28 protein-coding genes are annotated in these 23,872 nt (G+C 59.0%); 15 read left to right on the top strand and 13 right to left on the bottom strand.

What is annotated here, in order from left to right; translation table 11 throughout:
* Positions 1–23: 23 nt before the first annotated feature.
* Positions 24–548 carry a GNAT family N-acetyltransferase gene (locus tag AC097P_RS02410; protein WP_479608766.1) on the bottom strand — a complete coding sequence of 175 codons (525 nt, stop codon included), beginning with the start codon at positions 546–548 and terminating at the stop codon, positions 24–26.
* Complete coding sequence (locus AC097P_RS02405; RefSeq protein WP_479608765.1) at positions 536–1,195, bottom strand: cytochrome b/b6 domain-containing protein; 660 nt, start codon at positions 1,193–1,195, stop codon at positions 536–538. Before AC097P_RS02405 ends, AC097P_RS02410 begins: the two co-directional genes overlap by 13 nt.
* 198 nt (positions 1,196–1,393) lie before the next feature.
* Between AC097P_RS02405 and AC097P_RS02400 the strand changes: the two genes are divergently transcribed.
* The 6 genes from AC097P_RS02400 (at position 1,394) to ptsP (ending at position 5,826) form a co-directional block, all read left to right on the top strand.
* Complete coding sequence (locus AC097P_RS02400; RefSeq protein ID WP_479608764.1) at positions 1,394–1,849, top strand: c-type cytochrome; 456 nt, start codon at positions 1,394–1,396, stop codon at positions 1,847–1,849.
* A gap of 27 nt (positions 1,850–1,876) precedes the next feature.
* On the top strand, positions 1,877–2,581 hold the full coding sequence (locus AC097P_RS02395) for a DUF4197 domain-containing protein (RefSeq protein WP_479608763.1): 705 nt from the start codon (positions 1,877–1,879) through the stop codon (positions 2,579–2,581).
* Entirely contained in the window at positions 2,578–3,081 is a 504-nt protein-coding gene (locus AC097P_RS02390) for a hypothetical protein (RefSeq protein WP_479608762.1), read from the top strand. Before AC097P_RS02395 ends, AC097P_RS02390 begins: the two co-directional genes overlap by 4 nt.
* Positions 3,082–3,176: 95 nt before the next feature.
* Positions 3,177–3,623 (top strand): PTS sugar transporter subunit IIA, encoded by a 447-nt coding sequence (locus tag AC097P_RS02385; protein ID WP_479608761.1) that lies wholly within the window; start codon positions 3,177–3,179, stop codon positions 3,621–3,623.
* On the top strand, positions 3,592–3,861 hold the full coding sequence (locus AC097P_RS02380; protein WP_479608760.1) for an HPr family phosphocarrier protein: 270 nt from the start codon (positions 3,592–3,594) through the stop codon (positions 3,859–3,861). The genes AC097P_RS02385 and AC097P_RS02380 overlap by 32 nt, the downstream gene beginning before the upstream one ends.
* Before the next feature lie 186 nt (positions 3,862–4,047).
* Positions 4,048–5,826 carry a phosphoenolpyruvate--protein phosphotransferase gene (ptsP, locus tag AC097P_RS02375; protein WP_479608759.1) on the top strand — a complete coding sequence of 593 codons (1,779 nt, stop codon included), beginning with the start codon at positions 4,048–4,050 and terminating at the stop codon, positions 5,824–5,826.
* A gap of 61 nt (positions 5,827–5,887) precedes the next feature.
* Here the strand turns inward: ptsP and AC097P_RS02370 are convergent, their stop codons facing one another.
* Positions 5,888–6,769: a DMT family transporter gene (locus AC097P_RS02370; protein WP_479608758.1), complete on the bottom strand. Its 882-nt coding sequence runs from the start codon at positions 6,767–6,769 to the stop codon at positions 5,888–5,890.
* Between the two features lie 83 nt (positions 6,770–6,852).
* Here AC097P_RS02370 and AC097P_RS02365 point away from each other — a divergent pair, with 83 nt between their 5' ends.
* Positions 6,853–7,338 (top strand): hypothetical protein, encoded by a 486-nt coding sequence (locus AC097P_RS02365; RefSeq protein WP_479608757.1) that lies wholly within the window; start codon positions 6,853–6,855, stop codon positions 7,336–7,338.
* On the opposite strand, the gene AC097P_RS02360 is transcribed toward AC097P_RS02365, so the two are convergent.
* The gene (locus AC097P_RS02360; RefSeq protein ID WP_479608756.1) at positions 7,335–8,342 is read right to left on the bottom strand and encodes a GlxA family transcriptional regulator; all 1,008 of its coding nucleotides are present in this window, start codon (positions 8,340–8,342) and stop codon (positions 7,335–7,337) included. The two genes, AC097P_RS02365 and AC097P_RS02360, sit on opposite strands and share 4 nt — an antisense overlap.
* A 160-nt stretch (positions 8,343–8,502) precedes the next feature.
* Between AC097P_RS02360 and AC097P_RS02355 the strand changes: the two genes are divergently transcribed.
* Positions 8,503–8,943 carry a FixH family protein gene (locus tag AC097P_RS02355; RefSeq protein ID WP_479608755.1) on the top strand — a complete coding sequence of 147 codons (441 nt, stop codon included), beginning with the start codon at positions 8,503–8,505 and terminating at the stop codon, positions 8,941–8,943.
* Positions 8,940–10,181 (top strand): cytochrome-c peroxidase, encoded by a 1,242-nt coding sequence (locus AC097P_RS02350; RefSeq protein WP_479608754.1) that lies wholly within the window; start codon positions 8,940–8,942, stop codon positions 10,179–10,181. The genes AC097P_RS02355 and AC097P_RS02350 overlap by 4 nt, the downstream gene beginning before the upstream one ends.
* A gap of 113 nt (positions 10,182–10,294) precedes the next feature.
* On the opposite strand, the gene AC097P_RS02345 is transcribed toward AC097P_RS02350, so the two are convergent.
* On the bottom strand, positions 10,295–11,650 hold the full coding sequence (locus tag AC097P_RS02345) for a HipA domain-containing protein (protein ID WP_479608753.1): 1,356 nt from the start codon (positions 11,648–11,650) through the stop codon (positions 10,295–10,297).
* A gap of 242 nt (positions 11,651–11,892) precedes the next feature.
* Between AC097P_RS02345 and AC097P_RS02340 the strand changes: the two genes are divergently transcribed.
* The 6 genes from AC097P_RS02340 to AC097P_RS02315 all read left to right on the top strand — a co-directional run bounded on the left by AC097P_RS02340 (position 11,893) and on the right by AC097P_RS02315 (position 17,564).
* A complete protein-coding gene (locus AC097P_RS02340; RefSeq protein ID WP_479608752.1) occupies positions 11,893–12,555 on the top strand; it encodes a TnsA endonuclease N-terminal domain-containing protein in 663 nt (220 codons plus the stop codon).
* On the top strand, positions 12,552–14,462 hold the full coding sequence (locus tag AC097P_RS02335; protein WP_479608751.1) for a transposase: 1,911 nt from the start codon (positions 12,552–12,554) through the stop codon (positions 14,460–14,462). The genes AC097P_RS02340 and AC097P_RS02335 overlap by 4 nt, the downstream gene beginning before the upstream one ends.
* An 11-nt stretch (positions 14,463–14,473) precedes the next feature.
* Positions 14,474–15,361, top strand: a complete 888-nt coding sequence (locus tag AC097P_RS02330) for a TniB family NTP-binding protein (protein ID WP_479608750.1) — start codon at positions 14,474–14,476, stop codon at positions 15,359–15,361.
* A gap of 85 nt (positions 15,362–15,446) precedes the next feature.
* Entirely contained in the window at positions 15,447–15,602 is a 156-nt protein-coding gene (locus AC097P_RS02325; protein ID WP_479608749.1) for a hypothetical protein, read from the top strand.
* 457 nt (positions 15,603–16,059) lie between these two features.
* Positions 16,060–16,371, top strand: a complete 312-nt coding sequence (locus tag AC097P_RS02320) for a hypothetical protein (RefSeq protein ID WP_479608748.1) — start codon at positions 16,060–16,062, stop codon at positions 16,369–16,371.
* Between the two features lie 194 nt (positions 16,372–16,565).
* On the top strand, positions 16,566–17,564 hold the full coding sequence (locus AC097P_RS02315) for a TniQ family protein (protein WP_479608747.1): 999 nt from the start codon (positions 16,566–16,568) through the stop codon (positions 17,562–17,564).
* A gap of 72 nt (positions 17,565–17,636) precedes the next feature.
* On the opposite strand, the gene AC097P_RS02310 is transcribed toward AC097P_RS02315, so the two are convergent.
* The 8 genes from AC097P_RS02310 to AC097P_RS02275 all read right to left on the bottom strand — a co-directional run bounded on the left by AC097P_RS02310 (position 17,637) and on the right by AC097P_RS02275 (position 23,867).
* A complete protein-coding gene (locus AC097P_RS02310; protein ID WP_479608746.1) occupies positions 17,637–18,401 on the bottom strand; it encodes a DUF6602 domain-containing protein in 765 nt (254 codons plus the stop codon).
* 12 nt (positions 18,402–18,413) lie between these two features.
* Positions 18,414–19,319, bottom strand: coding sequence for a CBASS oligonucleotide cyclase (locus tag AC097P_RS02305; protein WP_479608745.1), 906 nt, complete (start codon positions 19,317–19,319; stop codon positions 18,414–18,416).
* Positions 19,319–19,819 (bottom strand): HORMA domain containing protein, encoded by a 501-nt coding sequence (locus AC097P_RS02300; protein ID WP_479608744.1) that lies wholly within the window; start codon positions 19,817–19,819, stop codon positions 19,319–19,321. The genes AC097P_RS02305 and AC097P_RS02300 overlap by 1 nt, the downstream gene beginning before the upstream one ends.
* Positions 19,816–20,295, bottom strand: a complete 480-nt coding sequence (locus AC097P_RS02295) for a hypothetical protein (protein WP_479608743.1) — start codon at positions 20,293–20,295, stop codon at positions 19,816–19,818. Before AC097P_RS02295 ends, AC097P_RS02300 begins: the two co-directional genes overlap by 4 nt.
* The gene (locus AC097P_RS02290) at positions 20,295–21,227 is read right to left on the bottom strand and encodes an AAA family ATPase (RefSeq protein ID WP_479608742.1); all 933 of its coding nucleotides are present in this window, start codon (positions 21,225–21,227) and stop codon (positions 20,295–20,297) included. Before AC097P_RS02290 ends, AC097P_RS02295 begins: the two co-directional genes overlap by 1 nt.
* A 1,110-nt stretch (positions 21,228–22,337) precedes the next feature.
* Positions 22,338–22,886, bottom strand: coding sequence for a protein-export chaperone SecB (locus tag AC097P_RS02285; protein WP_479608741.1), 549 nt, complete (start codon positions 22,884–22,886; stop codon positions 22,338–22,340).
* Positions 22,876–23,373, bottom strand: coding sequence for a helix-turn-helix domain-containing protein (locus AC097P_RS02280; protein ID WP_479608740.1), 498 nt, complete (start codon positions 23,371–23,373; stop codon positions 22,876–22,878). The genes AC097P_RS02285 and AC097P_RS02280 overlap by 11 nt, the downstream gene beginning before the upstream one ends.
* 14 nt (positions 23,374–23,387) lie before the next feature.
* Positions 23,388–23,867: a hypothetical protein gene (locus AC097P_RS02275; RefSeq protein WP_479608739.1), complete on the bottom strand. Its 480-nt coding sequence runs from the start codon at positions 23,865–23,867 to the stop codon at positions 23,388–23,390.
* Positions 23,868–23,872 lie beyond the last annotated feature (5 nt).

Here is a 23,872-nt window from a genome sequence, read left to right as displayed (position 1 = left end):
CGGCGTGCCGGGGCTTGTCGTTTCTACAGCTCAGCTTTCAGGTAGTGCGCACCCGCAATCGGGTTGTAGTAGTAGGGCGGAATGTCCTCAAACCCCAGCTCCTGGTACAGCGCTCGTGCGGCTTCCATGTCGTTGAGCGTATCCAGCAAAATGCAGTCGTAGTCCGCGATGCGCGCAGTATCCAGAACGGTCTCGGCCAGCATACGACCCAGCTGCATCCCTCGGAAGGCCGGGCGCACGTACAGGCGCTTCATCTCGCAGGCGTTGGGGTAGTCCACCGCGTCCAAGGGACGCATTGCACAGCAGCCCGCTACTTCACCGTCTACCGTGGCCAGTAGCAGCGTGCCACGCGGCGCCGCGTATTCGCCGGGGAGGGTTGACAGCTCTGCATCGAAATTTTGGAAGCACAGGTCCACGTCCAGTGTGCCAGCGTATTCTGCAAAGAGGCTGCGCACGGCGTCCAGTTCGGCCGTGGTCTCCGGAATCAGCACGCGGATATCAGCCGGGCTCAACGGCGCCGGGGATGTGATTTCCCTCAGCCGGCCCATTGCACCATTCCTGTGACCAGACCCACACATACGGCAAACACCACCAGCGCCAGCAACCGTGATCGTCCGTCATCGCGGGCGCTTTGCTGGGGCGCGGCCATCTCTTTGTCACCTGACCACATCGCAGGTACCAAATGTTGTTGGCGTTTGAACCGGTAGAAAACCATGGCACCGATGTGCAAGGCGACCAGCGCATACAACACATACTGGCCAATAGCCGCGTGGTAATGCGTGGCCTTGCTGACCCATGCGCTGGGTGCCAATCTAGCCAGCAGGCCGCTTGTCGCAACTTCGTCGTCACTGATCAGCCCGGTTGCCACCTGCAATAACGCAAAGCCCAGCAGGGCAAGCACCGACAAAGCACCCAGCGGATTGTGTCCGGCATGGGTTTCCTCGCTACGCCCCTGCAGGTAGCGCAGCACGGATGCGGGCCCGACCACGAACACCGTAAACCGCGACCAATGGCCCCCAACAAAACCCCAGACCATGCGGAACAGCAACAAGCTCAAGACCGTGTAGCCCAGGCGAAAGTGCCAGACCATCGCATCACCACCCACCAGTCCCGTCGCGACCAGGCCCACAACGCACAGCACCAGACACCAGTGGAACATACGTGTGGGCAGATCCCAAATCCTGACCTTGTTCACCCTCTATCTCCTCGTGCACCGGCTGGTGCGAACCACCCGGCAGCCGGGCGCCATGTAAATTTAGCATTCCGCGCAACGGCTCGCTTGCGCGGGCATGCGTGAATACCCTAGGTCGCGGATGTTCGGCGGAACCGGTCGCGAAGCAATAGACTCTACTCTCGGTCTGCTCCGTCAACCCATTTATTCTAGGCACAACCCATGAAAAAACTTGCATCCCTCGCACTGGCGCTATCGGTCACCGCCGTCGCGCTCCCAGCCTCTGCACAGTTTGCCAAACCCGAGGACGCGATCAAATACCGCCAGAGCGCACTATTCGTCATGCAGCAAAACTTCGGACGCGTGGCCGCAATGGCCGCCGGCAAGGCGCCGTTTGATGCCAAAGTCGCCGCTGACAGCGCGGCCGTCGCCGAATTTACCGGTAGGCTGCCGTGGGTTGCGTTTGGTGACGGCACGGACAAGGGCCGCGAGAACCGCGCCAAGCCCGAGATATGGACCGACAAGGCCAAGTTCAACGACTATGCCGACAAGATGCAGGCTGAAATGGCCAAGTTCAATGCCGCGGCCAAGACCGGAAACCTGGACAATATCAAGGCGACCACTGCCGGCGTAGGCGGCAGCTGCAAGACCTGCCACGACGCATTCCGCAAAGAGTAAGCCCCTACAGAAAGCACACCACCCACTATGGACCGCCGCCAATTCACCTCGCACTCTGCTTCCTGGTTCGCGCTACTGGCTGCCAGCACATGGAGCCAGGCCCACGCCCTGAGCCTGGCAGACCTCAGCAACACCGATGCCACCAAGGGGCTGAAAGAGGCGCTGGAGAAGGGCGCTTTGTCGGCCATCGGCATTCTGAGTGCTGAGAACGGTTTTCTGGGCAACGAGCGTGTGCGCATCAACCTGCCCGGCGCGCTGAACGATGCCGCCAATCTGATGCGCCGTTTCGGCCAGGGCGGCCGTATCGACGAGTTGGTCACCGCCATGAACCGGGGCGCCGAGGCGGCCGTGCCGCAGGCCAAAAGTCTGCTGAGCAATGCGGTGCAGACCATGAGCGTCAACGACGCCAAGGGCATCCTCAGTGGCGGCGACACCGCGGTCACCGACTTCTTTGCCTCCAAGACCCGCCCTGCACTGGCCGTGACCTTTTTGCCTGTTGTGACCCGGGCTACCGAGAAGGTGGGCCTGGCCGACAAGTACAACGAAGTCGCTGGCAAGGCCGCAGATCTGGGTCTGCTGAAGAAAGAAGACGCCAACATCCAGCAGTACGTCACGAGCAAGACGCTGGACGGCCTGTTCCTGATGATCTCCGAAGAAGAAAAGAAAATCCGCCAGAACCCGGTCGGCTATGGCAGCGCCATCCTGACCAAGGTGTTCGGCGCGCTGAAGTGAGCCTGCCCCGCCATGTGCACACGGCAGCCGCGCTGGTTGCTGCCGTCGTTGCAGCGGCCTGCAGCCCCGCTCTGAACTGGCGCGAGACGCGCCTCGAACAGCTGGTCACGTTGCTGCCCTGCAAGCCGGACCACGCCGAACGCAAGGTGCAGTTGGCGTCGTTGGATGTGCTGTTAAAGGTGTCAGGTTGCGAAGCCTCCGGGGCGCTGTATGCCATCAGCCACGTTCGTGTGGCGGACAGTGCGCAAGCGGCGCCCGTGCGCGCTGCGTGGCACCAGGCCACGTTGACTAACTTGCAGGCAAACGCCACCGCCCCGGGGCCACCCCTGTCGGATACGCAGACCGAAAAGCTGGACGGCAAGGGGGCAGACGGACGCGCCACCCAGGCTCAGTTGCGTTGGTTAACCAAAGGGCCGGACATCTACCAGGTGGCGGTGTATGGCCCAAAGCTGAACCCGGAAATGACCGAACTGTTGTTTTCTGAGCTACGCGTGCAGTAAGGTTACAGGGCAGCGTGCCGCACGCGGTGTGGCGGCCGTGGGGGCATGTGTGATGGCCATTGTCTAAGCAGCCATAATCGACTCCAATACCTCCTATGAACACCGGCATCCTCATCATCGCCCACGCACCGTTGGCCAGTGCTCTGCGCGACTGTGTGTTGCACGTGTACCCCGAAACGGCGCACGGCGTGTTGGCGCTGGACGTGCTGCCCAACGATCCCCCCGAAACGACCCGCCTCACAGCGCTGAACCTGCTGAACCAATTGGACGCGCCCAACACGCTGGTGCTGACCGATGTGTTCGGCGCTACGCCCTGCAATGTGGCGCAGAAGGTGGTGGACGGCGTGCACTCCAAGCTGGTCGCCGGTGTGAATTTGCCGATGCTGTTGCGCACCGTCAATTACCGCCATGAGCCGCTGGACATTCTGGTCGCGCGCGCGCTGTCTGGTGGTGCCCAATGCATCATGCAGGTCGCCGTGACCGCGCCCCAAAACCAGAACCGAAAACCGCATGATCAAAACAACCACGACCATCAGCAATAAACTGGGCCTGCACGCCCGCGCGTCGGCCAAGCTGACCAAGCTGGCGGGCAGTTTTCCGTGCGAGGTGTGGATCGCCAAGGGTGAGCGCCGCGTCAATGCCAAGAGCATCATGGGTGTCATGATGCTGGCTGCCGGCCTGGGTTCCGAGGTCGTCATCGATACCGAAGGTGACCGCGAGCAGGAAGCCATGGATGCCTTGCTGGCGCTGATCGCCGACAAGTTCGGCGAAGGCGAATGATGACCCCCACGCTCCGCCGCTACGCGGGTCGCTGCCCCCCGAGGGGGCTAAATCCGCTTGGGGCGGCCCGGCGCGGATTTGACATGGCCCCCACGCTTGCCACTGCGTGTGCTGCGCTGCCCCCCGAGGGGGCCTTCGCGCCTTGGGGCGGCCCGGCGGCGCTCAAGCCAGCTTTCTGGTGACAACATGACTTTCGCGATCCACGGCCTCAACGTATCGCGCGGCGTGGCCATTGGCCGCGCGGTGTTGGTCGCCTCCAGCCGTGTGGATGTGGCCCACTATTTTGTGCAGGCCCATGAGGTCGAGGCCGAGATCAACCGCGTGCGCATGGGCCGCAACGCGGTCATCGACGAAATCCACCGCTTGCAGGAAACCATCACGCAGATGGGCCCCAAAGAGGCGCCGCACGAACTGGGGGCCCTGCTGGATGTGCACCTGATGCTGCTGCAGGACGATGACTTGGTTGGCGGTGTCAAACACTGGATCACCGAGCGCCTGTACAACGCCGAGTGGGCGCTGACCACGCAGCTGGAGATCATCGCCCGCCAGTTCGACGAGATGGAGGACGAGTACCTGCGCGAGCGTAAGGCAGACCTGGAGCAGATCGCCGAACGGGTGCTACGCGCTATGAAGGGCAAGAGTTCGCCCGTCGTGTCCCACCAGGGCCAGCGCGGTGGCCGCAAGCCCTCGCAGCAAGACCTGCTGCTGGACGACACGGTCGACGTGCCGCTGATTCTGATCGCGCACGACCTGTCGCCCGCGGACATGCTGCAGTTCAAACAAAGCGTGTTTGCCGGTTTCATCACCGATGTCGGGGGCAAGACCTCGCACACGGCCATCGTCGCGCGCAGCATGGACATCCCCGCCGTCGTCGGCGCACGGCTGGCCAGCCAACTGGTGCGCCAGGACGACTGGGTCATCATCGACGGTGATGCCGGTGTGGTCATTGTTGACCCGTCGCCCATCATCCTGGCTGAATACGGCTTCAAGCAACGCCAGCGCGAGCTGGAGCGCGGCCGCCTGCAACGCCTGCTGCACACGCCGTCCGTCACGCTGGATGGCGAGAAGGTGGAGCTGCTGGCCAATATCGAAATGCCAGAAGACGCACTGGTGGCGGTCAAGGCCGGCGCCGTCGGCGTGGGCCTGTTCCGCAGCGAATTTCTGTTCATGGGCCGCCAGGGCCGCCTGCCCGGCGAAGAAGAGCAGTACCAGGCCTACAAACGCGCCGTCGAGGGCATGCAAGGCCTGCCGGTGACGATACGCACCGTGGATGTGGGCGCCGACAAGCCGCTGGACGATTCCCTGCGCGACCACGCCCACTTGAACCCGGCGCTGGGCCTGCGCGCTATCCGCTGGAGCCTGGCCGACCCGGCGATGTTCTTGACGCAGTTGCGGGCCATCCTGCGGGCTGCCGCCCATGGCAAGGTGCACCTGCTGGTGCCGATGCTGGCCCACGCCCGCGAGATCCGCCAGACGCTGGCCCACCTGGACCAGGCCCGCGCGCAGCTGGACAACCGCGGCGTGGCCTATGGCCCCGTCAAGCTGGGCGCGATGATTGAGATACCGGCTGCAGCCCTGAGCCTGCGCCTATTTTTGAAGCACTTCGATTTTCTGTCGATCGGCACCAACGACCTGATCCAGTACACGCTGGCCATCGACCGTGCCGACGAATCGGTCGCCCACCTGTACGACCCGCTGCACCCCGCCGTGCTGCGGTTGGTGGCCGACACCATTGCCGAATGCCGCGCCCAGGGCAAGGGCGTCAGCGTGTGTGGCGAGATGGCGGGCGACGTGGCTTTGACCCGGCTGTTGCTCGGCCTGGGGCTGCGCAGCTTTTCCATGCACCCCGCACAGATATTGGCGGTCAAGCAGGAGATCCTGCGCGCCGACACCACCAAGCTCGCGCCATGGGCAGCGCGCGTACGTGACGCCGAAGACCCGGCACTGGAGATGGCGGGCGGCTGAGGCTGCTATTTTATTGATAGCTGCTTACGCGCATTCCACGAGGGCTAGCGGCTGATTCGCCTTATGACTTCCCGGCGCGAGAGCCCAGCACGGCGGCACCGATGATCATGGCTGCAGCCAGCGCCACCGAAGGGCTCGGCGCCTCCTGCCGCACCCACAGCAGCGCCAGCGTGGACAGCAGCGGCGTCAGAAACGACAACACGCCAATCTGCCGCGCATCACCGCGTTTCAGCGCCGCATCCCACAAGTAAAAAGCGGCACCCAGCGGCCCCAGGCCCATCGCGGTGATCAGAACCCAGTCGGTGGTGCTCAACGCCACGGCCGGCTCCAGCACTGCATGGCACAGCAAAGACAGCACGCCGGACACCAGCCCGAACAGCCCGATGGCCGCATTAGGGAAGGCCGGTACGCGTTGCGTCAACAGCGAATAGCTGGCCCACACAAAGGCCGAGGCCAGTGCCGGCACATAGCCCCACGCAAAACCACCGCCCTGCAGCCCCTGGCCACTTCCGCCACTGCTGCCGCCCAGAATCGCCAGCACCGCCCCGGCAAAGCCCAGCAGTGCCGCCGCTACATGCAGCGCGGGCAGCCGCATGCCAGGCAAGAACAGCGGCGCCATCAGCACAATGCCCAGCGGCCACAGGTAATTGACCAAGTTAGCCTGCACCGGCGGCGCGTGCCGCAGCGCGATGAACAGCAGGAAGTGGAAGCCAAACAGCCCGTACACGCCCAGCAGCAGGGTGCGCGCCGGCACCTGGATGGCGGAGATTTTGCCGCCGGACAGTGGCAGCGCAATCAGGCTGCCCACCAGCAGGCCCAGGCCCGTCAGCAGAAACGGCGGCACATGCTGCAGCAGCACGCCCAGCGGCGCCAGCGTGCCCCACAGGAAGATGGCGCCCAGCGCGAACAAGGTGGCGGTCGAGAGATAGCGTCGCAGAGACATGCGGCCGATTCTAGAGATAGGCCCCGTATCGTCCGCGGCGCCTGGGGTAGCATGCCGACCTGACTTTTAGAAATGCACCCACCGTGACAGACACCGACGACTCCCAAAAAATCCAGGAACCCCGCCTGTGGCGTGATGCCGGCTGGACCGCCAGCGTCATCAAGAACGAAGACGACGACGGCTGGGCCGTGGCCATGACCAAAGACGGTGCGACCGAACCCGCGCTGGTGGGCCCCTGGACCATGGGCCGCGACAAGAAGAACCCCAAGCCGCTAGACGGCGCCGCCTTCAACACGCTGGTCAAGACCGCCAGCGAATTCGTGCGTCGCAGCGAGCAGCAACTGCACGCATCGCTGCACCAGAGTATTGCCGTCACCGTTGGCGACGCCCGCATCACCGTGAGCCTGGATATTGAGCCGGATGAGGAAAACCCGTCCGCCGTGCTGAGTGCCCGCGACGATGGCGACGAGCTGCTGGCCGAGGTGCGCGTCCCGCCAAACTTCAAGCTGAACCGCAGCAGCGCCGTGGCCTGGGCCGAGGGCGGTTTCACCAAGCCAGCCGGGCGCTAGGCTGGTAAAGCATCACCCGGGGCCACCGGCCCAAACCGCTCCCGGTACAGACCGGGCGTCACGCCCACGCGCTTGTGGAAGGCGCGGTGCAGCGCATCCATGCTGCCAAACCCTGACCGCGACGCCACCCGTGCCAGCGGCCAGTGCGAGGTTTCAAGCAGTGCCTTGGCGCGGTCCACGCGCGCCGCCTCTACAAACTGCGCTGGCGTCAGCCCGGTCTCTTTACGGAACACGCGCTGGAAGGTGCGCTCGCTCATGCCCACCTTGTCAGCCAGTTGCGGTGCGCGCAAATCGCCGCTGGGGTCTTCGACGATGGCCGTCACCAGCTTGCGCAGACGTGGTGTGGCCAAGTTCTGCAGTTGCAGCCCGGCGCTGTACTGTGACTGGCCACCCGCGCGGCGCATGAACAGCACCAGGTTGCGAGCCACTGCCAGTGCCACGGCCGAGCCGCAATCGGCCTCGACAAGGGCTAGGCTCAGGTCGATGCCCGCCGTTACGCCGGCCGACGTGTAGAAGGGCGCGGCCGCGACAAAGATCGCGTCCGGCTCCACCTGTACCGCCGGAAACATCTCTTGCATCAACCCGCAGTATTCCCAGTGTGTCGTGGCGCGCCGACCGTCCAGCAGACCCGACGCCGCCAGCACGATGGCGCCGACGCAGACGCTGGCCATGCGCCGCGTGTGCGCAGCGCGTGCGGTCAACTGGCCCATCAGCGCCACGTCGGCAATCGCCGCGCGCAGCACTGCTTCGCTACCGCCGGCGATGACCAGCGTGTCCAGTTTCTGGGGCAGGTCTGCCAGCGATGTGGAGCCGGCCAATTCCAGGCCGGCGTTGGTGTGGATGGTGCCGCCGGTGGGCGATGCCAGCACCACGCGGTAGGGTGGTACGGCAGCCTTGGCATAGCGGTTGGCCAACGCAAACACTTCCATCGGCCCGACCACGTCCAGCGTCTGCACGCCGCCAAAGCCCAACACGGCGATGGCGCGGGTGGCAGAACGTGTCATGGTGGTTTTCCTCAGGGTTTGGCAAAAAATGCGGTTGGATTGTCCATTTTGCCACCGCCATACCGCCTATCGTTGACACCCTGTGCAGCAGAGTGCCTGAAGCGCCGTCTGTTGCCCTCCATTTCTGTTTGCGCTTCTTTCTTCTCCTCAGGATTCATCCATGACCTCGACCCTAGCCCGCCTGTTGGCCACCGCCGCGCTGACCAGCCTGCTTGCCGCCTGCTCCACACCACCCGCCGACCTGGACCTGTCGCTGCGCCACGCCAGTGTGGCCAAGAAATTTTTCGTGTCGCTGGAGCCCCCGGCCACGCCGCCTGCCATCAACCAGATCCACAGCTGGAAGGTGCGCGTGGCCTCCGCCACCGGCCAGCCCGTCGCCCACGCGCGCATCGCGGTGGACGGCGGCATGCCGCAGCACGGCCACGGCCTGCCCACGCAGCCCGAGGTGACGCAGGAGTTGGGCGACGGCCTGTACCTGCTGGAAGGCATGAAGTTCAGCATGACCGGCTGGTGGGAAATCAAGCTCGCCATCCAGACCCCCGAGGCGTCGGACACCGTCACCTTCAACACGGTGGTCGCCACGCCCGGCGCGGCGCCGTGAGCGCTAGGCTTGCACGCAACCGGGGCGTGGCGCTGGCCATGGTATTGCTCACCGGTGCTGCTACAGCCGGCGCCGCCGAATCCGCGGCAACGCCATTTCTTGCAACTGATGGCTGGAGCCAGGCAGACATCCGCGTGCTGGCGTCGCTGCGGCTGAGCCAGTTGCCGGCGCTGCCGCCCGACCCGTCAAACGCAGTCGCAGATGCGCCCGCTGCCGTCGCACTGGGAAAGCGCCTGTTCAACGACGTACGCCTCAGTGGCAACGGCGCCGTGTCCTGTGCCAGCTGCCACGACCCGCTGAAGCAGTTCCAGGATGGCCTGCCGCTGGCCCGTGGAGTGGGGCAAGGCAGCCGCCGCTCCATGCCGCTGGCGGGTGCTGCCCACAGCCCATGGTTGTTTTGGGATGGCCGCAAGGACAGCCTGTGGTCCCAGGCGCTGGGCCCGCTGGAAGACGCTGTTGAACACGGCGGCACCCGTGCGCGCTATGCCCACCTGGTGCAGGCCCACTACCGCGCTGAGTACGAGGCGCTGTTCGGCCCGCTGCCGGACCTGGGCCACGTGCCGCAGTATGCTGGGCCTGGCGGGACGCCGGAGCAGCAGCAGGCCTGGAAGGGGCTGGACGCCACCACTCAGGCCGACGTCAACCGCGTTTTCGCCAACATCGGCAAGGCCATTGCCGCCTTTGAGCGGACGCTGGGACACAGCCCGTCGCGCGTGGACCGTTACGTCGAGAGCCTGTTGGTCCGTAGTGGCCCGCAGCCATCAGCTGGGCTAACCCCATCCGAGGTCAGTGGCTTGCGCACCTTCATCGGCAAGGGCCAGTGCGTAACCTGCCACAACGGCCCGCTGCTGAGCGACCAGCACTTTCACAACACCGGCGTACCACCCCGCGGCGCCCTGCACTTGGACCGCGGCCGCGCAGCCGCTACCGCACAAGTGCGCCAGGATGTCTTCAACTGCCTGGGTGCGTTCAGCGATGCCAGACCGGTGCAGTGCCAGGAACTGCGCTTCATGGCCGTCAACGACCCCGCGCTGGAAGGCGCCTTCAAGACCCCGAGCCTGCGCGGCGTGGGCCAGCGCGCGCCGTATATGCACGCGGGGCAGATGGCATCACTGCAGGACGTGGTCCAGCACTACAACCGCGCGCCCGCCGCCGCGGTGGGGCGCACCGAACGCACCGCACTGGGATTGACGGATCAGGAGGTGCGTGACGTGGTGGCGTTTTTGAACGCGCTGTAGCGGACACGTATATGCCAAATCGGCCGCCAGCCCCCGTACACAAAGCGTAAGCAGCTACCAAAAAAATAGCATCTGGTGGAGGCCATTGCCAGTAGCGCGCTGCACGGCGGGTGTTACGGTGCCTGTCTGAACAGGCGCGCGTTCTCTGCGCTGGCTGCGCGCAGGGTCGGGCTCACGGCCGGAAGGCTGGCTGCCCGCTCCCAGTAGGTGCAGGCCCAGGCACGAACCTTTGGCGCCAGACCCGCAACTCCCGCCGGCTGGGCCTGCGGCTGTACGGGTCGCGCGTCCAGCGCGCCGCTGTGCACGCCTGGGCGCCACAGCATCGGCAGCATGTCGTAGACCGGTGTTGGCGCCAGCGTGGGCTGCAGCACATCGTCGACAAAGAAGGACAGGTTGCCGAAATGCATGTCGGTGTTGCCGATGTACTGGCCAAACAGGTAGGTGCTGGCGACGGTCTCCACATCAGACCGGGTCAGGCGATTTTTCGCGGCCAGGGCCTCGCAGGTGGCCACCCAGTGCTGGCGCGGGGCCTGCACGAAGGCATCGTGCACGGCGGCTGCGGCCACCACGTGGCGTTTTCCCGCCAGCCCTACACGGTCGAAGCGCTCCGATGCGAGATAGGTGCGTTCACCCGATTCCACGACACGCGTGCGCGCCACGGGCACGCCGTTTTCCGCCAGCACGGCCAGTGCCAGGTGTTCCAGCTGCAGGAGGTCGTGCCAGCGTTCCCCGAACGGTGTTCCGCGCGGGGGGCTGAATTTGACGATGAAGTGATGGTGTCGTCCGTCTGGCGTATCCATTTCCGTCAGAAACTTCGGTTGCTCACCACCGGCACTCGATGCCGCGGGCAGGGTTTCGGTGACGGCGCGCGCCAGCGTGTCAAAGTGCGCAGCCTGCTCTGCCGGGCTGCGTGGCGCCGGCGGTACGAAGCGCCCTGCCGTGTCGCCCAGATGCAATGCGCCGGGCGGGTCGCCCGCATGGTTGACAGCCATGTACAACACCTGCTCGGTGCGCCAGGTGTCAGGGTCGGCCGGGAAGTCGGGCCGCAGGCGGGTCAGCTGGCGCCCCAGAAAACCCTGGGGGCGCAGGGTTTCCAAAAACCACGGTAACCGACCCGGCGGGCTTAGCCAGTCTGCGCCTTTGCCGGTCTTCCCTCCGATAAGTGAGCGTACGTACACCTGACCGCTCTTGAGGAGGTGCAGGCTGCCAAAGTTTTGCAGGTCCCCGTCCGGCGTGGTCCAGGTCAGGGTTTGCTGGGCCGGCAAACCCAGAATGGGCTGGGTCAGTGCGTAGCGGGTGCTGCGTGCAGCGCCCAGTCTGCAGACATCGGTGCCCAGTTTGCCCAGTGCCAGCGAGATGCTGGGCTGGCTCTTGCCGGTCGCTGCCTGCAACTGCAGGGCGGTAAAGAGTCCGCCCTGCGCCAACAGGGCGCGCAGTTGTTCCGCTAGGGCAAGTTCCGGCGCATTCATTAATAGATACTTTTCTGTAAGTGTCTATCAATAAACAGGTTTTGTCAAAATCTCAATGGATAAGTTAATAGATAAACAGCCGAACCGCAGGCGTTTCAAGTGGGGTTATGCGTCTGTGAACATCCAGCTCGAAATGAGACAACTCGGCATTTTTGAGGGTTTCCATTTAGAAGTTGTTGAGACAAAATGCAGAAGTTGGTGAGACTAGGTTTCAGTGTGGTGATTCTACGAAAGGCTTCTGCATGCCGGTTCGAAAAATCCCGAAGAACTATCTGTTTGTCACCGGCGGATATTCCAGCCGGAAGAACGAAGAGATGGACGCCTTCGAGTCCTTGCTTGAGAAAGATTATCTGCTGCTTCTGGACTTTGACGACGCTGTCGAGGCCTTTGAAGTCCAGCCGGTTCGGGTGCCGGTCGTCGGAATCGCCAAGGGCTACGTGCCGGATGTTCTTGTCAAATACCACCCAGACCCTCATGGAGGGATGGTTCGCAAGCCTGAGTTGGTCGAGGTGAAGACCACGGAAGACCTGTTGCGCAATGCCGAGAAATACGCGCCCAAGTTCGCTGCGGCCCGCCAATACGCCGAGGAAAGGGGATGGGAGTTCAAGACCGTTGACCAGACCGAAATACGCGGGCCCCGACTGGCCAATCTCAAGTTCCTGCGGGAGTACCGCAACGTCGCCCCCGCCGACACGGAAATCCAGACGGTTTTGGAGTGCATGACAGGCTTGGCGGGCGAGCCTTCGTTGCAATCACTTTTGGATACCCTGGCGCCGACAGACGACGACAAGTTGCACTGGCTGCCCATCATTTGGTCCATGGTCCTGACCCGACACTTGGCCGCGGATATCGATCAGTTGTTCCAAAGTGACGTTCGCCTGTGGCTACCAGGAGCCTGGACATGAAGAAGCAAGCGCCGGCGCAACTGTGGATCAACAAGGGAGCCACAGTAACCAACGACGGACGTGAATATGTAGTCCTCAGCCTCGCGGACATCAACCTTGTATTGGCCAGGGACACTGAATCTGGCGAGCGTGTCTTGCTCAAGATAGGGGACCTCGGCCCCCCACGTTTGATCGGTGAAGCGGAACCCGCGCCGAAGGTGGAACCCGAGTTGTTGGATATCCCTGAAGAACAATGGGCCATTGCGCAATCCCGACGCCAATGGATTGATCCACTTCTCGGCAGCTATTACCAACACGCGCAAGCACTGGGCGACCAGATTGCTGCCAAGGCCGGAGTGAGCAGGGCCACGGTCTATCGATGGGTTGCGGCGTTCAGGCGAACGGGCTTGTTGTCATCCCTGCTACCCAACACGCGCCAGCGTGGAGGCAAGGACGGAAGTCGAATTTCGCCCGAAGTCGAGGCACTGATCCTAGACGCGATCAAGAACTTCCACGATACAACGCAGCAGCAGTCCCTTGCAGAGACAGTGACCGAGATCCGTAGGCGTTGTTCCAATGCCGGCCTGCCGCTGCCAGCTGCAAACACTATCCGGATGCGGTTGGCTCGAACCGATGGCCGTGTGCGGACCAGGCTCCGCGCGGGTGCAGCAGCGGCGCACGATAGGCACGATCCCATAAAAGGAGTCATACCCGATGCAGATTGGCCACTCTCCATGGTGCAAATCGACCACACGTTGCTGCCAGTCATCATCGTGGATGACGTGCATCGCAAGTCGATCAACCGGGCCTGGATCACCTTGGCAATAGACGTATATAGCCGTGTGTGCCTCGGCATGTTCTTGACTCTTGAAGCTCCCTCGGCCATGTCGGCGGGCATGTGCATTGCGCACGCAGTTCTGCCAAAAGAGGCATGGCTCCGACGGCTCGGAGTGACGACTGTTGATTGGCCTCATTGGGGTGTCATGGGTGCGCTGCACATGGACAACGCCCGCGAGTTCCGTGGTGACATGCTCAAGGCCGCCTGCAAGGAATACGACATCGATATTCACCTTCGTCCGGTCAAGACACCGCGCTACGGCGCCCATATTGAACGCCTGATGGGAACAGTCACCCAGGGACTCAAGACCGTCAAGGGGGCAACGTTCTCCGGGCCAGACGAAAGAGGACAGTACGACGCGGAGGGCAATGCATGCATGACCTTCTCCGAAATCGAAAAATGGCTTGTTCTCTTCTTTGCCAGGTATCACATCAGCAAGCATGACGGCATCGGCACTTCACCTTTAAAGAAATGGCGTGAAGGCTTGTTGGGCACCAAGAGCAAACCGGGCCGTGGTCTTCCTGCGCGCAGGTTGGATGAAGAAGTGTTGCGTATCAATTTCACGCCCTACGAAGAGCGTACCGTCCAAGGCTATGGCGTGGTGATCGACGATGTGCACTACTACCACGACGTTCTGCGGCCCTGGATCAATGCGCCGCATCCAGAGTTTCCAAAACACAAGCGCAAGTTCCGGTTTCACCGGGACCCGCGCGACATCAGTCAACTATATTTCTTTGACGAAATATCTCGTCGGTATGTCCACATCCCCTACCGAGACACGAGCTTGCCGCCGGTGAGCATTTGGGAATTGCGGGAAGCCCATCGCAGAGGTGCCGAGCGCGGGATTCGCCCGGAAAACGAGAAAGCCATCTTTGCGATCGTCAATGAGCAGCGTGCCCTTGAGGCCGATGCCGCATCCAAGACGAAGACTGCGCGGCGTGAGGAGCAACGGCGCACCGAGCATGACAAACAGCGTGGCAACAAGGCGGAGACCATGCCAACGGTTTCACGCACACCGACGCCCGGAACGCCACCGCCAGCGGTACGCGGCTACGACCCGGACATGGTTCAACCCCTGGACGACGAATGATGGACAACCCCATGGACTATTCGCATCTGAACGATGCGGCCAAGGCGCAGGTGAACGCGTCTGAGGCAGCACGCATTCATTCGATCCGGTCCGGAACTTGGCTTGGCTACCCGCGGGCCAAGGAAGTCCTGGCACGCATGGAGGATCTGCTGGAATACCCTCGCATCACGCGGATGCCAAATATGCTGTTGGTGGCACCATCGTTCAACGGCAAGACGTCCATACTGGAGCGTTTCTTGGCGCAGCATCCACCTGATCTTGACCCCATGGGTGAAACCACGATTTGCCCAGTCGTATTGGTCGAGGCGCCATCGACGCCAGACGTATCGGCTTTCTATTCGCGGATCCTCGACGCCTTGATGGCCCCTTACAAACCGGCAGCGGCCGTGCAGGACAAGAACACACAGATCAAATTACTGTTCAAGCAACTGCGCGTCAAGATGCTGATCGTTGATGAGATCCACCACCTCATTGCGGGCAGCTTGAACCGACAGCGAGATTTCAGGAATGCCCTCAAAAGCCTGGGAAACGAAACCAAGGTGGTGATCGTGGCCGCCGGGATCGAGGACGCCTTTAACGCCTTCAACACAGATCCGCAAATGTCCAGTCGGTTTTCACCCGTAGAACTGCCGCTCTGGCGAGCGGACAACCAGTTTGGTTCATTGCTGGCTACCTTGGAGTTGCGGACACCTCTCAAGAAGCCCTCGAAGCTGAAAGAGCCAGCGATGATGCTGGAAATACATACGCGCAGCGAGGGTACGCTGGGCGACATGTGTGACCTCTTCAAGGAGTTAGCCGTGGATGCCATACGGAGCAAAACGGAAGAAATTACCTTGGAGCGCATTCGATCCTTGCCGTGGGTCCCGCCGTCAAAGCGCAAGCAATACCAGCGTCTTTGACTCCAATGGAACCGCCGGCACGGTGGCGCGGGATTTGGTACTATTTGATCGGTACTTGATTCGATCTGGTCAAGGAGATATCCGTATGAAGCCGTCGATCCGTATGCTCCGCATCTTTCAGGACAGCGTCCGCATGTACTTTGCTCCCCTGGTCGGGGCAGTCAAGGGAATCCGCGCTGAGTACCAGCGCATTGATCGGGAGATCGAGCGCAATCGGCGTGAGGAAAACACATGCAAGTAGCTGCCAAGTTCCAGAAAATACTTAACGGCGCCCACAGCGCGTATGACGAACCAGCATTCTTGGATGACGATGGTCCAAGCGCAGAAATACCGCCGTTCATCACAACAAAGAATGCAATTGATCTGTTCGGTCTCCGACCTGACGAAACTGTGTTGGAAGCCGTGACCCGGTGTAACGCAGGGAGTAAGTGATTTTTGACGGAAATGACTAAACCTGAATTCACATGCAACGATCTACCGACAACTGACTGGTTATCAATGTTTAACGAGAGCCACTGCGGGCTTCAATGACTTCCAACATTTCGTTGCGACCAACTGCATTAAGTGGGCCATACGTTGCCACATCACGTTCGAACGTTTCGCCGCAGGCCCGTGGCAGTTGACCTGTTCCCTGCTAAGGAACATGATCGTGTGGAATCTCAGGGCATAACTTCTATTGAGGCAACGGTGAGTACTCCATGAACACCAGAGCAAACAAGCGTCGCATCATGCATCGCCTATACGGCAGGTTTTTAGCTTGGTATCCGTCTGACCTTGGTCCACTGACTGACAAGGACATTGAGGTGATTCGTAAGGAGGCCGCCGAGCACTTGCCCAAGGGCAAGTTGTTAGCAAGTAAGCGGCCGTCGGATCTCATTGCCCTTTTGGAAAAGTTCGATCCAAAGCACCACGGTGGAGAGGCAATGGCGTTGGCACCTGTAGGACGTGAATTTTGCAGTCCAGACTACGAGAAGCTAGCGATAAGTTCGGGAGATCCCGAGGCGCTGTGAAGCCAATCCTGCGTGCATGTACAAATCAGGCTAAACCGTCCATGACATCCCATAAGCTGTGATTTCAAGCAACGGCGAGGGGGCTGCGGTGGGCTGATAGATGAAAAATCCTAAACATCTTTGGCCAGGTTGGTTTTCTTTGACCGGAACGACTGGCCTACATTGATCTGGAATTAGTGGCCAGATTCACAGGAATGCGCACGCTATGGCCGATTCGGTACAAACCCCTGCCTGACGAACTACTCTCGTCATGGTTGGTGCGTCTCGCGCACGGTCACGGCTTGAAGGTCCAAACCTTCTGCAACCTCATTTTTGGCAACCGACACCAGGTCTGGAATAGAGACATTGACAGACTGGCCCCTGATTGGTTGCTCAATGAACTCAGTTCTCGCACAGGGACCCCTGCGAAAATGGCGCGCGCAACTACATTGCGAGCATATGAGGGTTGGTTGTATCCGCGATTCAAAGCTTCAGGAGCCTTGCAATGGATCCAGACCCTCAAGATGTATCACCGGAAATTTGAAGGTTTCGGACTTCAGTACTGTCCCGCGTGCCTGCGAGAGGGAACGGTGGCTTACTACCGAAAATCTTGGCGGGTTGCATTCAACACGATTTGTGTCCAGCATCAATGCATGCTGAGGGATCGCTGTTCGAACTGTGGCGCGGGCGTTGCTTTTCATCGCAGGGATATGGGGATCGACGCTGCGGCCACCGATTCACTGGCTGAATGCCATCAATGTGGATGCGATTTGGGTGAAGGGGAGATGGAGGAAATTATCAGCTATGACGAACAGACTTGTGCCTTGCATGTCCTGCTGTGCAGGCAGTTGATGCATGGCGATTGCCTTCAGCCCGCCCTTGACCTCGACTCACTTGCCGTCATGCATCAGTTGGCCATGCTGCTGACATCGCGGTATGCAAAGTTGCGCTTGCGTGAGCATGTTTGTGGCAGATTGGGAGTGATGGAGATGCCGATGACCTCGGGTCGAGTCGCCTTTGAAACACGGCCACTGAATGAAAGGCATCATCTTGTTCAGCTGATTTGTTGGTTGATGGTGGACTTGGAACCGAGGGTGAGAACAGCGTGGCGGGCTAAGGTAGTTCGCTACAACCATTTGACCAAGGACTTTAAGGATGCGCCGGCCTGGTATAAAAAAATTACGGGAGAGCTGGCAGATTGGCGACGACGTTGACTTCCAACCGCCACATTTTTGTCGACTCGGTATGCTCACGAATTCATGCTGGCACTCACGGCTCAACGGCATCTATGGTCTAACAATTCGACTGTACGCGGTCCAATCAATGGCGGGAACTGAACCGAGCGACTGGAGCCGCGAGAGTAATCGAAATAGGAAGAGCATTAGTGCGCCATGCTCGGTAACTATCAGTATCTTTCCGTCATGCTGATCAAAGCAACCATGCTCAAGTGCGCAAGCACAATCGAGCATTGTCTGCGCATCTGTTGACAAGCACTTTTCAAAAGCATTGCCGAAGCCATCGACCCAGTCTATCTTGGGTGCCAGCAGCCCGGCCACAATGTGGAACGGCTCTTTGGGCTTGAACGTGCCTCCCGCGTGGGAGATAGAGACCGACGTGCGCTGCATATTCCTCACAGAGGCAGCCTTTTCTTGAGCGTACTCCACATAGTTTTTATTGATGGTGGGCTTGCATTCAAAAATTGCATAAACAGCCTCTGCAGGGATGTATCGGTGATTCTTCTGATCGAGCAGCGTGGGTGTGAAATGTCTGTCGAAAATGATTACATCGATTTGATCACTTCGACGCCCTTGGCTGTCAATCACGATGCCTGTCGCGACGTCATAACGATTGGGTAGATATGAGCGCAATATTCCGATCCAGTGATCTTCATTTACTGAACCCATCGTGCCCGCATGACTAATTGAATGGCTGGCTAACTCCATCTGTGACAGTAAGTTAGTTTGCACCCGAGCAAATGCGTCTCGCAACCAGGATGTGTCGGTTGCTGGAGCTTGCAGGGCCGTGAGGGCCGCTAAATTGGAAGAGTTCATGTGGGGATCCCATCAAGACAAAGGAAATTTGGGACCGAAGAGCTGGCGCCAAGCCTTCAGCGCCTCTCCGTTTTGGCCTCGCTTTGCGAGTTGGATGGCATTGGTAGCCTCGTGCCCCGCAGCCTGCAGTAGGTCACGAGCTCGCTGCTTACGCTGCTCGTTCATGCCGTCGCTGACGGGAGAGCCGACACCGGCTGGGTCTGGCCACTCGTCAAATATTCGGTCGGCCAAAGCGCTGAAAAAAGCTTGAATTTCGTAGTCGAAGCGCCCTTGCCAGCCACCATGGAGGCACTGTAGGGCCATCACCTCAACGAGGAATGAGGGCTTTATCGGCTTGTCTTGCCCGTGCTTGGCGTTGTTGTTCCAGTACTTAACCATACGCACTAGACCCTTCCACTCATTTGAAAAAGCTTTATGCGCATCGCGAGCCTCTTGGGCGTGGATTTCCGGGTTAGTTTCCATCCATTTTCCGGTGTCGGCATTGGCTATCTCGTAGTCGCCGTCAAGCGTGAACGCGGGGACGACGTCAATGCTCAGGACTCGGTAGTTGGTGTTGTCTTCAGCATCAACCACAATGCCGAAGTCCACGTTTACCGAGCGGCCTTGCTTGCGGACAGCGGGTTTTCCGTACTTCTCCACTAACGCGTCATGGAAAGCATCAAGTACTACGTTTGGTGGCTTGTCGCGGTATTTGGTGCGCTCCGAGCTTGCGAGAACAAAGAAGATATCAATGTCTTTTAGCGGCTTGGTTTTTGTGTGCCTTGCATACGAGCCGGTCAGAAAGTCCCGCTCCAATTTGAACTTTTGCCGCAGATAGTCACGTACCTCGTTGTGGCGATCACTTGCATTTTTTTGTTCACGCTCGTTGAGTTCGAGTCGGCTCTTAAATTTCCGGAACGCTTCGTCGGTGGTCAACATTAACGTACCCTCCAATAGGCGGCGTTAGCGCCAAGGCCATTGTGCGAAATGGTCGATCCCAGACTCTGACGAATCAAACCATCGGTGGAGCGAAAAGACACGTTGGTCCAGCCCGAAACATCGGGACGGCCCGGCTTGTTCTTCAGCAGAATGTCATACGTAGCTTGCTCTGGTGCGAGCCCGGCCTTCTTGATGTGATAGCGGAGCTGGTCGGTGTCGGTATAGAAAGAACCATCGTCTGACGACCATTGGTAGATGATGTCAAGTTCCCACCGAACTGCCAGTTTGCCTGTCGAAGGGTTGTAGATTTCCAGCACGACTTTCTCGAGATGCTCGCTTTCAATCCATGCCTTCATGGCCTTGTGAGTGCTCTCCCAGCTGTTGATCAGCTTGGTGGGATCCATGCCGCTCAAGCGGATGATGTCCTTCAGGCTTTTGAGCACGTTGTCCGCTACATAGGTGACGGAGTGCGTGTAGGAATATGCAGAGACGGTGGTCATGATTTCATGAATCCTTCCACATCGATGGCAAACATTGATTCGCTGCTAGCCTGAGACTTCTCTTCTACCTCGATGCCCAGATACTTGTCGCGCGCTACCACCCGGCTGGAATTTTGTTTTAGGGCCGCTTGAACCCATTTCAAATCCTCTTCATCGCAGGGCAATGACACTTGCCAGTCGCCTTTTAGTGCATCAAAGCCAAGCTTCGCTTCATTGCTGTTTGAGTCGTCAGTGGCGTCATCGTCATAGTTGCAATAGATGCGCGTGCGCGTTCCATCGCACGTCGCAACGATTGGGCTGGTGCGCGGACCCTGGTCTGCAATTACGCTGCTTGCAACTCCAGACACCTTAAGCAGTTCCTGGCGCTTGGCTGCGTCATTGGAACCAGCAGTAAGGAGGTCGACAATAGCGACCCAGGTGGCCGAAGCATTGCGCTGAGGAATGCTTTGAAAATCCCGTCGAGCAACGGTTCCCATCACTGACCTCCTTTCTTGGCGGAGTTTTGGCGATGGGCGTTCTTGGCTGCTGCAGCCAGGTCTGCCAACGTCAGCTTGTTTGGGTCCAAGGCGGTTGTTTTGCGCATTGCAAGCGCATTAACAACGAGCTTGCGAAGCATGCGACCGTCCAAGCCGGCTGCCGCATGTGCAACACGTTCCAATTCATGGGATTGGGCCAGGCTCGCTATGGATGGGAACGTTTCACCTAGAGAGCGAAGGCATTGTTGGAGTATTTGCAGGGCGGCCTTCGGCCCAGGCGGAGGCACTTCGATGACCAGGTCGCAACGTGACGTAAAGGCACTGTCAATGGCTTGAGGAAAGTTGCTGGTTGCCAGGAAAAGCAACTGAGGATGGCTGTTGGCCAGCGCATCCAATTGGACCAAGACAGCGTCGGTCGCTCGGTGGATGTCAATTGGATTGGCTTCCAAGCTCATGCGGCTCCGGTCCGCAGCAAGCGTCTCGACCTCGTCCAGAAGCACTATGGTGGGGCCGTTGGCTGCTTGTTCAGCAATAGATTGGGAGAACACCTCGCTTACTGCTCGTTGTGTTTTGCCCATAGCAGAGCTCGTGAGGGCATGGGGATCAATTTCAACGAGTCGAAACGACGCGTTGGAAATCACTGAAGCGACTTTGCTTGCAAGGCCACGAGCCAGAGATGTCTTACCGGTACCGGGAGGACCGACCATCAAAATGACGCCGTGCAACGGTAGGGTGCTGCGTTTGATCTTGGGTCGCAGCGTGTAGTTCAACACCGCCTGAGCCAGCAAACGGTCTTTGATGTCGTCCTCGACCAGGATGCTATCCCACAGTGTCGCCAGATCGGGGTCGGGTAGAGCCCGTATAGCTTGAATGCCCCGAGGAAGGTCTTGGGTCTGCACCAAATGCAGCGGAGTAGGCTTATGCGTATTCATTAGATATTTCCGTTCTAGTGTGCTCAGGACCCAAACATGAGTACTCCAAACACATTTCCTTTCAGTCAAACTAGCACTCGTCTGTTTAGACTGCTGCTAAAAATTGCTGCCGACTTGGCTGTTCAAAAACCAATTTGCCATAGCTGGAAGCGCCCTGGCCGGGGAACGGGACTATGCGAGCTCCGAGGTCATGGGCATAGTGTAATACAAATAATTGGCCAAAACACAAAAATGTTTATTTTTAACTAAACACTAGACTCGCGGCGTAACGAACACGTGCGTGCATCCTCTTCCGGATTCGATTGGCGCTATGTTCTTGGATGTGATAACGGACGAGGCCGGATCACACGCATCATTACGGTAGCCTCTTGGGAGGCGCTTTCTCTGAGTGGGAGAACTGATGCAGTTGCACGGACGCGGGTCCGCCCAACGCGAGGAAACATTTCTAATTGGATCCAGCGCTTTACGAAGGCATCTTTCTGAATCGAATGGTCGTCATCAGTCAAGTTACACAGCCTAACGTCGCACAAAGTGTGCGGGGGGTGTCAACTTTCCTGAGGAAGCGGGTCTACGTCAAGCCGCTGACGCGAATATTCACTTATTACCTGATTGAAGTTTGCAATACAAATAGCTGTACACATTGTCCGTACTTGGAAGATAATTCGCTGCATTGGCACATCCCTGCTTTTTAGACTTGGAAAACATGACCGCTGACATTGCTCGGAAAGTTGACACGACGCAGATAGAGACCGGTAACGGAACACTAGATCCTTCCTTTCTTACGAAAAGAAAGAATTCCTCAGACCCTTTGCATCTGAATCTCCGCTTGGTGGGAGAAGATGCGCGTATTTACAAGTACTTGACCAGTCACACCGACCTAATTACTGACTCTCTACGAGTGCGCGATTGCATTCGAGTTGTGGCCTACTTAGTCGCAATGAAGCAGAAGGGAGCGGGGTTGTGTGTAGAGGGAGACTCTGGCGAACCGATGGAGATACTTGATTACATTGGCGCCTTCTCTCCTCAAAGCCCCATGGACAGAAAGAGAATGCCTCGTGCGTCAACTGTGGACAAGTCTTAGCCAATTCGGCGACTTCTTAGCTCCTTTCGTTAAGTCGCCGACTTTGCTTTAGATTTGATCTTTGGAGCGCGCTTCGAGAAGGTGATTGACTTCAGGTCTTCTTCGTTAGGCTTGCCGGGCACCTCTTCGGAACGACGAGTGGCTAAGTCCGAAAAGCTTAAGGACGGCAACAAGAGCTGTCCGTACTTTGACCGACTGGTAATGTTACCAACCATTTCCCGAACGATTCCATAGAGCAGCGACACTCCATTTACCAGGGCTCGCACCCGCCGCTCTTCTGCTTGTCCATCCGCTTGCACCAGATGCATGCGGACGACGCCACGAACGGTGACTTTCACCAAGTAGGGAGCTACTTTTTCCTCTTTGGGTTCGACTTGAATCGTCAGCGAAACTCCGTAATCGGAATATTTGTCTTCCTCACCCAATAGCGTTAGTCCGGTCTCAGCTGACAACGCCAACTTGCCAGGAAAGAAAACCAAATTTGTCGAGAAGTTTGCGTCAGGCTCATAGTCATCAACTGGAGTCACTGAGACCCCATCGAAGGCATACTCAACCAATTGCAACGGACTAAGCTGCATGTTGTAAATCCAAAAACATGAAGTCCTGATTCGATGACTCAGACAAGTTTAGTTGAGTCGACTCCATGGCCCCACGGAAATCGCTTCCAACGGCCGACTTCATCGTTGTTCTGCTCATCCAAGTCTTTAAATCTGCCAAGATGGCATCGGTGTTCATTGCCATGGGCAACGGATCAAACTTTTGCGACCATGGTTGCCGAGGCGCGGGCTCCTCGGCTTTCCGAAAGATCAAGTCGAAGGTGTAACCTAATGCTTGAGTGACAGAAGCAATGGTCTGCACGGTCAGGTTCCCTTCTCCGGACATGACTTGGGTAACCCGAGCCCGAGACCAATTCAGATCACGCGCCAAGTCCGCACGAGTCTTGCCGGACTGATGCAGCAGCAGTGCCAGATCTGCTGCGATATCGATTGTTTTCAGTTCCTCAGCCAGGCCTTTGTGGGCCTCGATCAATTCGCCGAAAAGTGGTTTATGTTGCGTATTAGTCATCTTCGGTTCCTCTTCTAAATCCATTGGATGCCGCCAGTACTGCGGAGTGCACCTAAAAACTCTTTTACTTCATGCATGGCCTTAGCTTTATCTGAGCTCTTAAGGTTGTCTGTGCGCTTCGCCACAACGTCCGCCAACAATACGACCTTGCCTTTCGAGTAAAAAAACAGTATCCGGATGTCGCCGTGACGATAACGCCAAACGGTTTCATGTTTCCGTGTAATTGGGCAATAAAACGATTCGAAAGCTTCATGTATGGCACCGTCGGCCAATTGATCGAAAGACACGCCCAACTGAGCCAGATTGAGAAGTTTCTTTAATCCTTTCACCGCAAGTCTTTGGTCGTTCGCACTCAATGCACTCAAGGACTGAAGTACTTCCGCGGTACTCCGGTCGGACGAATCAGTACAGCGTGAAACGAGCCTGAATCTCTCCGCCGCCATTGCCGTCGTATCGCCGAAGTCCTCCCCAATGATTTCGGTCAAATAGTACATTTGTT

The organism is Rhodoferax sp. ZS1R8, from assembly GCF_056521325.1.
The sequence above is the reverse complement of the archived record's forward strand: the minus strand, read 5'-3'. Positions and strand labels throughout refer to the sequence as shown.